Annotated in this window: 2 protein-coding genes; both read left to right on the forward strand. The window is 72.2% G+C overall.

Annotated elements, in window-relative coordinates; translation table 11 throughout:
• The first annotated feature begins 51 nt into the window (after positions 1-51).
• Entirely contained in the window at positions 52-11,721 is an 11,670-nt protein-coding gene (locus ABZ562_RS40575; RefSeq protein WP_361490348.1) for an SDR family NAD(P)-dependent oxidoreductase, read from the forward strand.
• A 56-nt stretch (positions 11,722-11,777) separates the two neighbouring features.
• Positions 11,778-15,514: type I polyketide synthase (locus ABZ562_RS40580; RefSeq protein WP_361490351.1), on the forward strand; the 3,737-nt coding region annotated here is incomplete at its 3' end.

Below are 15,514 nucleotides of genomic sequence, written 5' to 3' on the forward strand. Positions count from 1 at the left end.
GCGCTGGGCGAGGTGCTGGCGTCGGTTTCGGCTGAGCGTCCGCTGACGGCTGTGGTGCACACGGCGGGTGTGCTGGACGACGGTGTGATCGGCTCGTTGACCGCTGAGCGGCTGGCCGCCGTACTGCGCCCGAAGGTGGACGCGGCCTGGAACCTGCATGAGCTGACCGCGGACCTGGATCTGTCGGCGTTCGTTCTGTTCTCGTCGGCCGCCGGTGTGTTCGGCAACGCCGGTCAGGGCAACTACGCCGCCGCCAACGCCTTCCTGGACGCGCTGGCTCAGCACCGCAGGGCGTCTGGTCTGGCCGGTACGTCCCTGGCCTGGGGCCTGTGGGCGGACTCCAGCGCGATGACCGGTGCCTTGGACGAGGCGGACGTGTCCCGGATGAGCCGGGGCGGTGTGCTCGCCCTGTCGGCCGCCGAGGGGCTGGAGCTGTTCGACGCCGCGGGCCACTTCGGCGAGCCGCTGCTCGTACCGATGTCGCTGGACATGGCCGCGCTCCGGGCGCAGGCGACCGGCGGCGCGCTGCCGCCGCTGTTCCGTGGGCTGGTGCGCGCGCCGGCGCGGCGTACGGCGGAGGGCTCGTCCGCCGGGGCGGGTGCGTTGGCGCAGCGGCTGGCCGGGCTGGGCGAGGCCGAACAGCTCGACCTGCTGCTCGACCTGGTCCGCACGAACGTCGCGGCGGTGCTCGGATACGCGGGCCCGGAGACGGTCGAACCCGGTCGCTCCTTCCGTGAACTGGGCTTCGACTCGCTGACGGCGGTGGAGCTGCGGAATGCGCTGGGTACGGCGAGTGAGCTGCGGCTGCCTGCGACGTTGGTCTTCGATTACCCGACGCCGGTGGTGTTGGCGGAGTTCTTGCGTGCGGAGCTTGGTGGGACGGCGGCTGCGGTGGCCGGGCCGGTGGTGGTGTCGGCCGCTGATGATGAGCCGATTGCCATTGTGGGTCTGGGCTGTCGTTATCCGGGTGGGGTGGAGACTCCGGAGGATCTGTGGCGGCTGGTCATGGAGGGCCGGGACGCGATTTCGGAGTTCCCGACCGACCGTGGCTGGGACCTGAGCGGTCTCTTCCACGAGGACCCCGGCCACAGCGGTACGAGCTATGCCCGTGAGGGCGGCTTCGTGGAGGAAGCGGGCCATTTCGATCCGGCCTTCTTCGGGATTTCGCCGCGTGAGGCGCTGGCGATGGATCCGCAGCAGCGGTTGCTGCTGGAGACGTCGTGGGAGGCGTTCGAGCGCGCGGGTATCGACCCGGGTGTGCTGCGCGGCAGCCGTACGGGTGTGTTCGCGGGCGTCATGTACCACGACTACGCCTCGCTGCTGGAGCGCGTACCGGAAGGCGTCGAGGGCTTCCTCGGTACGGGCAACGCGGCGAGTGTGATTTCGGGGCGGTTGGCGTACACGTTTGGGCTTGAGGGGCCGACGATCACGGTGGATACGGCGTGTTCGTCGTCGTTGGTGGCGTTGCATCTTGCGGTGCAGGCGCTGCGGAACGGCGAGTGTTCGCTGGCGTTGGCCGGTGGTGTGACGGTGATGGCGACTCCGGCGCCGTTCGTGGAGTTCAGTCGTCAGCGTGGGCTTGCGGGCGATGGCCGGTGCAAGGCGTTCTCGGCGGACGCGGACGGTACGGGGTGGTCCGAGGGTGCGGGCATGCTGTTGGTGGAGCGGCTGTCGGACGCGCGGAGGAACGGCCATCCGGTGTTGGCGGTGGTGCGGGGTTCTGCGATCAACCAGGACGGTGCGTCGAATGGTCTGACGGCGCCGAACGGTCCGTCGCAGCAGCGCGTCATCCGGCAGGCGCTGGCGAACGCTGGTGTGTCGGCGTCCGAGGTGGACGCGGTGGAGGCGCATGGCACGGGTACGTCGCTGGGCGACCCGATCGAGGCGCAGGCGCTGCTGGCCACCTACGGCCAGGAGCGCGACGGCGACGGACCGCTGTGGCTGGGGTCCATCAAGTCGAACATGGGCCACACGCAGGCCGCCGCTGGTGTCGCGGGCATCATCAAGATGGTCATGGCGATGCGGCATGGGGTCCTGCCGCGGACGCTGCACGTGGATGAGCCGTCGCCGCACATCGACTGGTCTGCGGGTGCGGTGTCGCTGCTGAGTGAGGCGCGGGAGTGGCCGGAGTCGGGTCGTCCGCGGCGTGCGGCGGTGTCGTCGTTCGGATTCAGCGGTACCAATGCGCACACGATCATCGAGCAGGCACCGGTCGTTGACGAGGACGAGACGCCGCGCGAGGTAGCGGTGACGCCTGGGGTGCTGCCGTGGGCGCTGTCCGGCAGGTCCGCCGATGCGCTGCGCGCGCAGGCCGTGCGGTTGCTCGCCCACGTGGAGGAGCGGCCCGAGCTGCCGCTGACCGACCTCGGCTACTCGCTCGCGGTGACGCGTGCCGCGCTGGACCACCGTGCGGTGGTGGTCGGCGAGGACCGGGCCGCGCTGGTCGCGGGCCTGGAGGCGCTGGCACGCGGGGAATCCGCTGCGGCGCTGGTCGAGGGCTCGGTGGCGGACGGCAAGGTGGCGTTCCTGTTCACGGGGCAGGGGAGTCAGCGGCTGGGGATGGGGCGTGAGTTGTATGACGCCTATCCGGTGTTCGCGGAGGCGTTGGACGCGGTGTGCGACGCGCTGGACCCGCACCTTGAGCAGCCGCTGAAGACCGTGCTGTTCGGGGACGACGCCTCGGCGCTCGACCGGACGGCGTTCACTCAGCCCGCGCTGTTCGCCATCGAGGTGGCGCTGTTCCGGCTGGTCGAAGCCTGGGGGGTGAAGGCGGACTTCCTGTCCGGCCACTCCATCGGTGAGCTGGCCGCCGCGCATGTGGCGGGTGTGCTGTCGCTGGCGGATGCGGCGAAGTTGGTGGCCGCTCGTGGGCGGTTGATGCAGGCGCTTCCGGCTGGTGGCGCGATGATCGCCATCCAGGCAGCGGAGGACGAGGTGTTGCCGCTGCTCACCGACCGGGTGAGTATCGCCGCCCTCAACGGACCGACGTCCGTGGTCATCGCGGGCGATGAGGATGCCGCTGTCGAGATCGCGGCGGGCTTTGAGGCGCAGGGCGTCAAGACCAAGCGGCTCGCGGTCAGCCACGCGTTCCACTCGCCGCGCATGGACGGGATGCTGGACGCGTTCCGTGCGGTGGCCGAGGGGTTGTCGTACGAGGCTCCGTGCATTCCGATCGTGTCGAATCTGACCGGTGCCGTGGTGTCCGTCGAGGAGATCGCGACGGCCGACTTCTGGGTGCGGCATGTCCGTGAGGCGGTCCGCTTCCTTGATGGGGTGCGCACTCTGGAGGTTCAGGGCGTTACGACGTTCGTGGAGCTGGGTCCGGATGGTGTGCTCACCGCGATGGCCCAGGAGTGTGTGACCGGTGATGATGCCGTGTTCGCGTCCGTCTGCCGTAAGGGCCGTCCCGAGGCTGAGGCGTTGCTGTCGGCTGTCGCGCGGGCGCATGTGCGGGGCGTGGCGGTGGACTGGGACGCGGTCTTCGCCGGTACGGGCGCGGCTCGGGTCGACCTGCCCACGTACGCCTTCCAGCGCCGCCGGTACTGGCCCCAGGCGTCGGCGTACGGTGTCTCGGGCACGGCCGGGCTGGGGCTGGCGCCTGTGGATCATCCGTTGGTGGGGGCTGTGGTGCCGCTGGCGGGTGGTGATGGGTTGCTGTTGACGGGGCGGTTGTCGGTGCAGACGCATCCGTGGCTGCTTGATCACGTGGTGATGGGTTCGGTGTTGCTGCCGGGCACGGCCTTTGTCGAGCTGGCGGTGCACGCTGGTGATCAGGTCGGTTGTGATCTGGTGGAGGAGCTGACGCTGGAGGCGCCGTTGGTGCTTCCCGAAGTGGGTGGTGTTCAGCTTCAGGTGTCGGTGGGTGCGGCCGATGATGCTGGGCGCCGTTCGATTGAGGTGTATTCGCGGCTTGAGGATGAGCCGTGGGTGCGGCATGCCTCGGGTGCGTTGGTGGAGGGTGCGTCGTCCGGGTCGTTTGATCTGGGTGTGTGGCCTCCGGCGGGTGCGACGCCGGTTGAGCTGGGTGGTCTGTATGAGGGTATGGCGGGTCTGGGGCTGGCGTATGGTCCGGTGTTCCAGAGGTTGAAGTCCGCCTGGCGGCTGGGTGATGAGGTTTTCGCCGAGCTGGAGCTTGCCGAAGAGGCGGGTGCGTTCGGTCTGCATCCGGCGTTGCTGGATTCGGCGTTGCATGCGGTGGGGTTGGGTGGCCTGATCGATGGTGAGGGCGGGGCGCGGTTGCCGTTCTTGTGGTCGGGTGTGTCGTTGCATGCGGTGGGTGCGTCGGTGCTGCGGGTGCGTCTGTCGGCTGCTGGTACGGATGCGGTGTCTTTGGCGGTTGCTGATGGTGCGGGTCGTGCCGTGCTGTCGGTGGATTCGCTGGTGTTGCGGCCGGTGGCCGCTGAGCAGATCAGCGGTGCGCGGGGCGGGCGTCAGGAGTCGCTGTTCCGCCTGGAGTGGACCGAGGTTGCCTCTGCGGCCGCTGCGAAGGCGCAGGTGGGCGATGGCTGGGCGGTGCTCGGTTCCGAGGACCTGTTCGGTGCGGGAGTGGCCGCGTACGCGGATCTGGACGCTTTGGGCGCGGCGATCGAGTCGGTCGATGTGGTGGTCGTCGACTTCACGTCGCTCGATGGGGATGGCGGTCCGGCCGCCGTTCACCAGGCCACTGCCAACGCGCTGGAGCTGATCCAGACGTACCTGAACGATGAGCGCTTCGCGGACGCCCGCCTTGTGCTGCTGACCAAGGGCGCGGTGGCGACGCAGGCCGGTGAGCCGGTGGCGGACCTGGCAGGCGGTGCGGTGTGGGGTCTGCTGCGCTCGGCGCAGTCGGAGAACCCGGGCCGGTTCGTGCTGGTCGACGTCGATGGTGCGGCTGATTCGTGTGCGGCGGTGTCGGGTGCGCTGGCGTCGGGTGAGCCGCAGGTGGCGGTGCGGGGTGGTGTGCTGCGGGGGCCGCGTCTGGCGCGGGCGGTCTCCGCGGATGCCGTATCGGATTTCGGTGCCGAGGGCACGGTCCTGGTCACCGGTGCGAGTGGCACGCTGGGTGGTCTGCTGGCGCGGCACTTGGTGGTGGAGCGCGGGGTTCGGCATCTGCTGCTGGTGAGCCGTCGCGGTGCGGATGCGCCCGGGGCTTCGGAACTCGCCTCTGGGCTGGCTGAGTTGGGTGCGGAGGTGCGGTGGGCCGCGTGTGATGTGGCGGACCGGGATGCGCTGGGCGAGGTGCTGGCGTCGGTTTCGGCTGAGCGTCCGCTGACGGCTGTGGTGCACACGGCGGGTGTGCTGGACGACGGTGTGATCGGATCACTGACCGCTGAGCGGCTGGAGCGGGTGCTGCGTCCGAAGGTGGACGCGGCCTGGAACCTGCATGAGCTGACCGTTGACCTGGATCTGTCGGCGTTCGTTCTGTTCTCCTCCGCCGCCGGTGTCTTCGGCAACCCTGGGCAGGGCAATTACGCGGCGGCCAATGCGTACGTGGATGCGTTGGCGCAGCACCGTAGGGCGTCTGGTCTGGCCGGTACGTCCTTGGCGTGGGGTCTGTGGGCCGATGCCAGCGGGATGACCGGTGAGCTGGATGAGACCGGTGTGTCCCGGATGAGCCGGGGTGGTGTTGCGGCGTTGTCGGCTGCTGAGGGGTTGGAGCTGTTCGACGCGGCTGGCGGTGCGGGTGAGGCGTTGCTGTTGCCGGTGCGGTTGGACTTGGCGGCGGTGCGGGCTGAGGCCGTGTCGTCGGGTGTGGTGGCGCCGTTGATGCGTGGGCTGGTGCGGGTGCCGGCGCGGCGTGCGGCGGAGGGCTCCTCCGCCGGAGCGGGCGCGTTGGCGCAGCGGCTGGCCGGACTGGGCGAGGCCCAACAGCTCGACGTCCTGCTCGGGGTGGTCCGTAGCCAGGTCGCCGCCGTGCTCGGCCACGACTCGACGGACACGGTGGAGCCGCACCAGTCCTTCCGTGATCTGGGCTTCGATTCGCTGACGGCGGTGGAGCTGCGGAATGCGCTGGGTGCGGCGAGTGAGCTGCGGCTGCCTGCGACGTTGGTCTTCGATTACCCGACGCCGGTGGTGCTCGCGGAGTTCTTGCGTGCGGAGCTTGGTGGTACGGCGGCTGCGGTGGCCGGGCCGGTGGTGGTGTCGGCCGCTGATGATGAGCCGATCGCCATTGTGGGTCTGGGCTGTCGTTATCCGGGTGGGGTGGAGACTCCGGAGGATCTGTGGCGGCTGGTCATGGAGGGCCGGGACGCCATCTCCGAGTTCCCGACCGACCGTGGCTGGGACCTCGACGGCCTGTACCACCCGGACCCGGATCATCCCGGCACCTCGTACTCCCGCGAGGGCGGCTTCGTCGACCGCGCGGGCCACTTCGACCCGACGTTCTTCGGGATTTCGCCGCGTGAGGCGCTGGCGATGGACCCGCAGCAGCGGTTGCTGCTGGAGACGTCGTGGGAGGCGTTCGAGCGCGCGGGTATCGACCCGGATGTGCTGCGCGGCAGCCGTACGGGTGTGTTCGCGGGCGTCATGTACCACGACTACGCGTCCTCGCTGCCGGCGCTGCCGGAAGGCGTTGAGGGATTCGTCGGCACCGGTAACGCGGCGAGTGTGATTTCGGGGCGGTTGGCGTACACGTTTGGGCTCGAGGGGCCGACGATCACGGTGGATACGGCGTGTTCGTCGTCGTTGGTGGCGTTGCATCTTGCGGTGCAGGCGCTGCGTAATGGCGAGTGTTCGCTGGCGTTGGCCGGTGGTGTGACGGTGATGGCGACTCCGGCGCCGTTCGTGGAGTTCAGTCGTCAGCGTGGGCTTGCGGGCGATGGCCGGTGCAAGGCGTTCTCGGCGGATGCCGATGGCACGGGGTGGTCCGAGGGTGCGGGCATGCTGTTGGTGGAGCGGCTGTCGGACGCGCGGAGGAACGGCCATCCGGTGTTGGCGGTGGTGCGGGGTTCTGCGGTCAACCAGGACGGTGCGTCGAATGGTCTGACGGCGCCGAACGGTCCGTCGCAGCAGCGCGTCATCCGGCAGGCGCTGGCGAACGCCGGTCTGTCCGCCGCCGAGGTGGACGCGGTCGAGGCGCATGGCACGGGTACGTCGCTGGGCGACCCGATCGAGGCGCAGGCGCTGCTGGCCACCTACGGCCAGGAGCGCGACGCGGACCAGCCCCTGCTGCTGGGCTCCATCAAGTCCAACATGGGCCACACGCAGGCCGCCGCTGGTGTCGCGGGCATCATCAAGATGGTCATGGCGATGCGGCATGGGGTCCTGCCGCGGACGCTGCACGTGGATGAGCCGTCGCCGCACATCGACTGGTCTGCGGGTGCGGTGTCGCTGCTGAGTGAAGCGCGGGAGTGGCCGGAGTCGGGTCGTCCGCGGCGTGCGGCGGTGTCGTCGTTCGGCTTCAGCGGGACGAACGCCCACACGATCATCGAGCAGGCGCCGGTTGTTGACGAGGGCGAGGCACCGCGCGAGGTGGCAGTCACGCCTGGGGCGACGCCGTGGGCCCTGTCGGCGAAGACCGCCGATGCGCTGCGCGCCCAGGCCGTACGGCTCCGTTCGCACCTGGACGAGCACCCGGAGATCACTCCGGGCGACCTCGGCTACTCCCTCGCGACCACGCGCGCCGCGCTGGACCACCGTGCGGTGGTGGTCGGCGAGGACCGGGCCGCGCTGGTCGCGGGCCTGGAGGCGTTGGCACGCGGGGAATCCTCGGCGGCGCTGGTCGAGGGCTCGGCGAGCGATGGCAAGGTGGCATTCCTGTTCACCGGGCAGGGGAGCCAGCGGCTGGGGATGGGGCGTGAGTTGTATGACGCCTATCCGGTGTTCGCGGAGGCGCTGGACGCGGTGTGCGACGCGCTGGACCCGCACCTTGAGCAGCCGCTGAAGACCGTGCTGTTCGGCGATGACGCCTCGGCGCTCGACCAGACGGGGTTCACTCAGCCTGCGCTGTTCGCCATCGAGGTGGCGCTGTTCCGGCTGGTCGAGGCGTGGGGTGTGAAGGCGGACTACCTGTCCGGGCACTCCATCGGTGAGTTGGTCGCCGCGCATGTGGCGGGTGTGCTCTCGCTCGCGGAGGCGGCGAAGTTGGTGGCCGCTCGTGGGCGGTTGATGCAGGAGCTTCCGGCCGGTGGCGCGATGATCGCCATCCAGGCCGCCGAGGACGAGGTGCTGCCGCTGCTCACCGACCGGGTGAGCATCGCCGCCCTCAACGGACCGACGTCCGTGGTCATCGCGGGCGATGAGGATGTCGCTGTCGAGATCGCGGCGGGCTTTGAGGCGCAGGGCGTCAAGACCAAGCGGCTCACGGTCAGCCACGCCTTCCACTCGCCGCGCATGGACGGAATGCTGGACGCGTTCCGTGCGGTAGCGGAGGGGCTGTCGTACGAGGCTCCCCGTATCCCGATCGTCTCCAACCTGACCGGGGACATCGTCTCCGCCGAGGAGATCACGACCGCCGGCTTCTGGGTGCGGCATGTCCGTGAGGCGGTGCGCTTCCTCGACGGCGTACGGGCCCTCGAAGCGCAGGGTGTTACGACGTACGTCGAGCTGGGTCCGGACGGTGTGCTCACCGCCATGGCGCAGGAGTGCGTGACCGGCGACGACGCCGCCTTCGCATCCGCGCTCCGCAAGGACCGGACCGAGGCCGAGACACTGACGGCCGCCATCGCCCGGGCGCACGTCCGTGGCGTGGCGGTGGACTGGGTGGTGTTCTTCGCCGGGACCGGTGCGTCCCGCGTCGAGCTGCCGACGTACGCCTTCCAGCGCGAGCGTTACTGGCTGGAGGCCCCCGCCGGGGCCGTGGGCGACGTGGCGTCGGCCGGTCTCGGCTCCGCCGATCACCCCCTGCTGGGTGCGGCGGTGGACCTGCCCGACTCCGAGGGCTTCCTCTTCACGGGCCGGCTGTCGCTCCGTACGCATCCCTGGCTGGCCGATCACGCCGTCATGGACACCGTGCTGCTGCCGGGGACGGCCCTGGTCGAGCTGGCGGTCCGGGCCGGTGACCAGGTCGGTTGCGACCAGGTCGACGAACTGACCCTCGAAGCGCCGCTGGTGCTCCCCGAGCGCGGCGCGGTGCAGCTGCGGGTCTCCGTGGACGAGCCCGACGGTGCCGACGGACGGCGTGCGCTGCACATCTACTCGCGCCCGGAGGACGCCGCCGACGAGCCGTGGACCCGGCACGCGGCCGGTGTGCTCGCCACCGCCACCGCCACCGGTCCGGCCGCTGCCGCGCCGAGCGGCATGGCGGAGTGGCCCCCGGCCGACACCGACGACACGGCCGTCGAGCCGATCGACGTCGAGGGCCTGTACGACGGCCTTGCCGCGCTCGGCCTCGCGTACGGCCCGGTGTTCCAGGGGCTGAAGGCCGCCTGGCGGCGCGGCGACGAGGTGTTCGCCGAGGTGGCACTCGCCGAGGGGCAGCAGGGCGAGGCCCGTGCGTACGCCTGCCACCCGGCGCTGATGGACGCCGCGCTGCACGCGGTGGGCCTGGGCGGGTTCTGGGCGGCCGAAGAGGCGGGACAGGCCCGGCTGCCGTTCTCCTGGGACGCCGTACGGCTGCACGCGGTCGGTGCGACCGCCCTGCGGGTGCGGGTCTCCCCGGCCGGGCAGAGCACCGGGCAGGGCGCCGTGGCGCTGGAGATCACCGACGAGACCGGTGCCCCGGTGGTGTCGGTCGGTTCGCTCGCGCTCCGGCCGCTGGACCCCGGGCAGTTCGCCGCCGGTCGCGCGGGCCGCCACCATGAGTCGCTGTTCCGCGTCGACTGGGCTGCCCTGCCCGTGTCCGACGAGGGGAACGACAGCGCACCGTGGGCCGTCCTGGAGGACACCGGCGGCGGCGACCTGAAGATCACCGCGGCGCTGGCCGACGCCGGGATCGAGGCCGAGACCTACGCGGGCCTGCCCGCCCTCGGCGAGGCGGTGGAGGCCGAGGGGATCGCGCCCGACGTGGTCCTCGTACCGTGCCTGCCCGACCTGCGCACGTCCGGGGACGGGGACCCCGCGGCCGCCACGCACACCGTGACGCTGCGGGCGCTGGCCCTGATCCGGGAGTGGCTGGCCGACGAGCGGTTCGCCGACTCCCGGCTGGTCCTCCTCACCCGGGGCGCCGTGGCCGTCACGGGCGGGGAGGACACCGAAGGCGTGGACGACCTCAGCCACGCCGCCCTCTGGGGCCTGGTGCGGTCGGCGCAGGCCGAGCACCCGGGCCGGTTCGTGCTGGCCGATGTGGACGGCGACCCGGCCGGTGGCGCCGGCGGCGCCCTCCCGGGGCTGCTCTCGGCGCTGCTCGCGGCGCTGCGGTCGGACGAGCCGCAGTTCGCCGTACGGGCCGGGGCCGCGTACGCACCGCGGCTGGCGCGCGTGGCGGCGCTGGACGAGGCGGCCGTGCCCGGCCTCGACCCGGCGGGCACGGTGCTGGTCACCGGCGCGTCCGGCACCCTGGGCGGGCTGCTGGCCCGCCACCTGGTGAGCGAGCGCGGCGCCAGGCGGCTGCTGCTGACCAGCCGCCGTGGCGCCGAGGCGGCGGGCGCCACCGAGCTGGCGGCCGAACTCATGGAGCTGGGCGCCCAGGTCACCTGGGCGGCGTGTGACGCGGCCGACCGGGACGCGCTCGCCGCCGTCCTGGCCGACATCCCCGCCGAACACCCGCTCACCGCCGTGCTCCACGCGGCGGGCGTGCTCGACGACGGGACGATCGAATCCCTCACCCCGGAGCGCGTCGAGCGGGTGCTGCGGCCGAAGGTCGACGCGGCGTGGAACCTGCACGAGCTGACCCGCGGCCTCGACCTCGCCGAGTTCGTGCTGTTCTCCTCGGCGGCCGGTGTCTTCGGCAACCCGGGGCAGGGCAACTACGCGGCGGCCAACACCTTCCTGGACGCCCTCGCCCAGTACCGGCGCGGCCAGGGCCTCCCGGCCGTCTCGCTGGCCTGGGGCCTGTGGGACGACGAAGGGGGCACGGCCGATGGCGGCATGGCGTCCACCCTCGCCACCGCCGACCGGCAGCGGATGAACCGCGGCAGCATGAACGCGCTCGGCGCCGCCGAGGGCCTGGCCCTGTTCGACGTGGCCGGGCTCGCCGGCCACGGGGTGCTGATCCCCGCCGCCCTGGACATCGCCGCACTGCGCGCCCAGTCCACCACGGGCGTCGCGCCGCTGCTGCGCGGGCTGATCCGTACCCCGGTGCGGCGCGCCGCGGCCGGTGGCGGCGGCGGGGCGGACGACGCGACGGGCCTCGCCGAGAAGCTCGCGGGCATGTCCGCGGCCGAACGGGACCGCTTCCTGCTCAACCTGGTGTGCGCCCAGGTGGCCACCGTGCTCGGCTACGGCAGCGCGGCGGCCATCGAACCCGGCGCGGCCTTCAAGGACCTGGGCTTCGACTCGCTCACCGCCGTCGAACTCCGCAACCGGCTCGGCGCGGCCACCGGCCTCCGGCTCCCGGCCACGCTGATCTTCGACTATCCGACGCCCGACGCCCTCGTCGGCCATCTGCGCGCGGAACTTCCGCACGGGGACGGCGGCGGCACGTCGGTGTTCGGCGAACTCGACCGGCTGGAAGCCGCCCTGGCGGGGGCCGCGGACGACAGCGTCACCCGCTCCAGGATCACCATGCGCCTCCAGGCCCTGCTGGCGAAGTGGAACGACGCGCAGGACACGGCCGTCGACGGCGCCACCGACGACAACGACCTCGAATCAGCGACCGACGATGAGCTTTTCGACCTGCTCGACGACGAACTCGGCTCCTCCTGAAAGGGAGCGTACGGAACTCATGAGCACCACCTCCCCCTTCGCAAGGAGCCGACGCAATGGTGAATAACGAGGACAAGCTTCGCGACTACCTCAAGCGGGCCACCGCCGACCTGCGTCAGGCCCGCCGTCAGCTGCGCGAGGTCGAGGAGCGGCACCAGGAGCCCATCGCGATCGTCGCGATGAGCTGCCGCTACCCGGGCGGCGTCCGCACCCCCGAGGAGCTGTGGCGGCTCGTCGCGGGCGGCGAGGACGCCATCTCCGGCTTCCCCACGGACCGCGGCTGGGACATCGAGTCGCTGTATGACGCCGACCCCGACCAGGCGGGCGCCAGCTATGTGAGCGAGGGCGGCTTCCTCTACGACGCGGGCGGCTTCGACCCCACCCTCTTCGGCATCTCGCCGCGTGAGGCCATGGCGATGGACCCGCAGCAGCGGCTGCTGCTGGAGTCGTCGTGGGAGGCGTTCGAGCGGGCGGGCCTCGACCCGACCGCGCTGCGCGGCAGCAGCACCGGCGTGTTCGCGGGCGTCATGTACCACGACTACACCTCGCGGCTCGACTCCGTGCCCGAGGGCGTCGAAGGGTTCCTCGGCACCGGCAGCTCCGGCAGCATCGCGTCCGGCCGGGTGTCGTACACCTTCGGCCTGGAGGGCCCGGCCGTCACCGTCGACACGGCGTGCTCGTCGTCGCTGGTGACCCTGCACATGGCGGTGCAGGCGCTGCGCAACGGCGAATGCTCGCTGGCCCTCGCGGGCGGTGTGACCGTGATGGCCACGCCGTCGACGTTCACCGAGTTCAGCCGCCAGCGCGGGCTCGCCGCCGATGGCCGCTGCAAGCCGTTCGCGGCCGCCGCCGACGGAACCGGCTGGGGCGAGGGCGTGGGCATGCTGCTCGTGGAGCGGCTGTCGGACGCCCGGAGGAACGGCCACCCGGTGCTCGCCATCGTGCGCGGCTCGGCCGTCAACCAGGACGGTGCGAGCAACGGGCTGACGGCGCCCAACGGCCCGTCCCAGCAGCGCGTCATCCACCAGGCGCTCACCAACGGCCGCCTCGGCGCGGCCGACGTCGACGCCGTCGAGGCACACGGCACCGGCACCACGCTGGGCGACCCGATCGAGGCGCAGGCGCTGCTCGCCACGTACGGTCAGGACCGGCCCGAGGGGCGGCCGCTGCTGCTCGGCTCCATCAAGTCCAACATCGGCCACACGCAGGCCGCCGCCGGTGTCGCCGGGATCATCAAGATGGTCATGGCCATCCGCCACGGCGTCCTGCCCAAGACGCTGCACCTCGACGAGCCCACCCCGCACGTCGACTGGTCGGCGGGCGCGGTGTCGCTGCTCGCCGAGACCACACCGTGGCCCGAGACCGACCGGCCGCGCCGCGCCGCCGTGTCGTCCTTCGGCTTCAGCGGCACCAACGCCCACACCATCCTGGAGCAGGCCCCCGCCGAGGAGGACGCGGAGACGCCCGCCGAGGAACCCCCGTCGAAGCAGCTCGACGTGGTGCCGTGGGCGGTGTCCGGCAAGAGCGCGGCCGCGCTGCGCGCCCAGGCGCAGCGGCTGCTGGACCACCTCGAGGCCGACCCCGCGCCGCGCCCGCTGGACGTGGGCCTGTCGCTCGCCACGACGCGGGCCCAGCTGGACCACCGCGCCGTCGTACGGGGCCGCGACCGCGACGAACTGCTCGCCGGGCTGGGGGCGCTGGCCGACGGCGGCATGGCGTCGGGCGTGGCGCAGGGGGCCGTCGTCGGCGGCCGCACGGCGTTCGTGTTCCCGGGGCAGGGCTCGCAGTGGGCGGGCATGGCGGTGGGGCTGATGGAGGCCTCCCCGGTGTTCGCCGCCCGGATCGAGGAGTGCGCGGCGGCGCTCGCGGAGTTCACCGATTGGTCGTTGGTGGAGGTGCTGCGCGGCGCGGAGGGTGCGCCGTCGCTGGAGCGCGTCGATGTGGTCCAGCCGGTGCTGTTTTCGGTGATGGTGTCGCTGGCGGAGCTGTGGCGTTCCTTCGGCGTTGAACCGGCCGCCGTGGTGGGCCACTCGCAGGGTGAGATCGCGGCCGCGTGTGTGGCGGGGATTCTGTCGCTGCGGGACGCGGCGCGTGTGGTGGCGTTGCGCAGCCAGGCGATCGGCCGGGTGCTGGCGGGTAAGGGCGGCATGGTGTCCGTGGCGCTGCCGGTGTCCGAGGTACGGGAGCGGATCGCGGCGTGGGGGGAGGAGCGCGTTTCGGTGGCGGCCGTCAACGGTCCGTCGGCCGTGGTGGTCTCCGGTGAGCCGGCCGCGCTGGATGAGCTGCTGGCGTCCTGCGAGGCGGACGGCGTCCGGGCCCGCCGGGTGCCGGTGGATTACGCCTCTCACTCCGCCCAGGTGGAGCTGTTGCGCGATGAGCTGCTGAAGCTTCTCGCCCCGGTGCGGCCGCAGGCCGCTCAGGTGCCGTTCCTGTCGACGGTGACGGGGGAGTGGGTCGAGGGTCCGGAGCTGGACGCCGCGTACTGGTTCACCAACCTGCGCCGCACCGTCGAGCTGGAGAGCGCGGTACGCCGCCTCCTCGACGAGGGCTTCGGGGCGTTCATCGAGTCCAGCGCCCACCCCGTCCTGATGATGGGCGTCCAGGAGACGGCCGAGGACGCCGGTCTGGACGCGGCCGCGATCGGCTCGCTGCGCCGCGACGAGGGCGGCCTCGACCGCTTCTGGGCGTCGCTCGGCGAGGCGTGGACACGCGGCGTCCAGGTCGACTGGGACGCGGTGTACGACGGCACCGGCGCGCAGCGCGTCGAGCTGCCCACGTACGCCTTCCAGCACCAGCACTACTGGCTGGAAGCAGGCACGGCACCCGCCACCGCCCCCGACCCCGTCGAGGCCCGGTTCTGGGACGCCGTCGACCGCGAGGACTGGCAGGCGCTGGCCGCCGAACTGGCCGTCGACGGCGACGAGCAGGTCAGCGCGCTGCTGCCCGCCCTCGCGGCGTGGCGCAAGCAGGCGCGCGAGCAGTCCACGGTGGACGGCTGGCGCTACCGCGTGACGTGGAAGCCACTCGCCGACAGGCAGGCCGGTGCCGGGCAGTCCGCGCGGCTGTCCGGCGCGTGGCTGCTGGTGGTGCCGGAGTCCGCCGCCGAGGGCGCGTGGGCGACCGGTGCGGCCCGTACGCTCGCCGAACGCGGCGCCGACGTACGGCAGATCGTGGTGGACACCGCCACCGACGGCCGGGAGCAGCTGGCCGAACGGCTGCGCACCGCGCTCGCCGACACCGACGGCATCCCGTTCGCCGGTGTGCTGTCGCTGCTGGCGCTGGACGGCCGTCCGCACCCGCTGCACGGCTCCGTCCCGGCCGGGGTGGTGGCGCAGTACGCGCTGGTGCAGGCGCTGGGCGACGCCGAGATCGGCGCGCCGCTGTGGTCCGCCACGCGTGGCGCGGTGTCCGTCGGCCGTGCGGAGGCGCTGGACGCGCCGGAGCAGGCGCTGGTCTGGGGCCTGGGCCGGGTGGCCGCGCTGGAGCACGGGGAGCGCTGGGGCGGTCTGGTCGACCTGCCCGAGGCAGCCGACGACCGGGCGCTGTCCCGGCTGGTCACCGCGCTGGCCGGAACCGCAGGCGCCGAGGACGAGGATCAGGTCGCGATCCGTGCCACCGGGCTCCTCGTACGCCGCCTGGTGCGCGCCCCGCTGAGCGGCACGCCCGCCGTACGGTCCTGGAAGCCGTCCGGGACCACGCTGGTCACCGGCGGTACGGGGGCGCTGGGCGCCCATGTGGCGCGCTGGCTGGCCCGCAGTGGCGCCGAGCACCTGGTGCTCACCAGCCGCCGGGG

This window comes from Streptomyces sp. NPDC019937 (assembly GCF_040631655.1).
GTDB lineage: Bacteria > Actinomycetota > Actinomycetes > Streptomycetales > Streptomycetaceae > Streptomyces.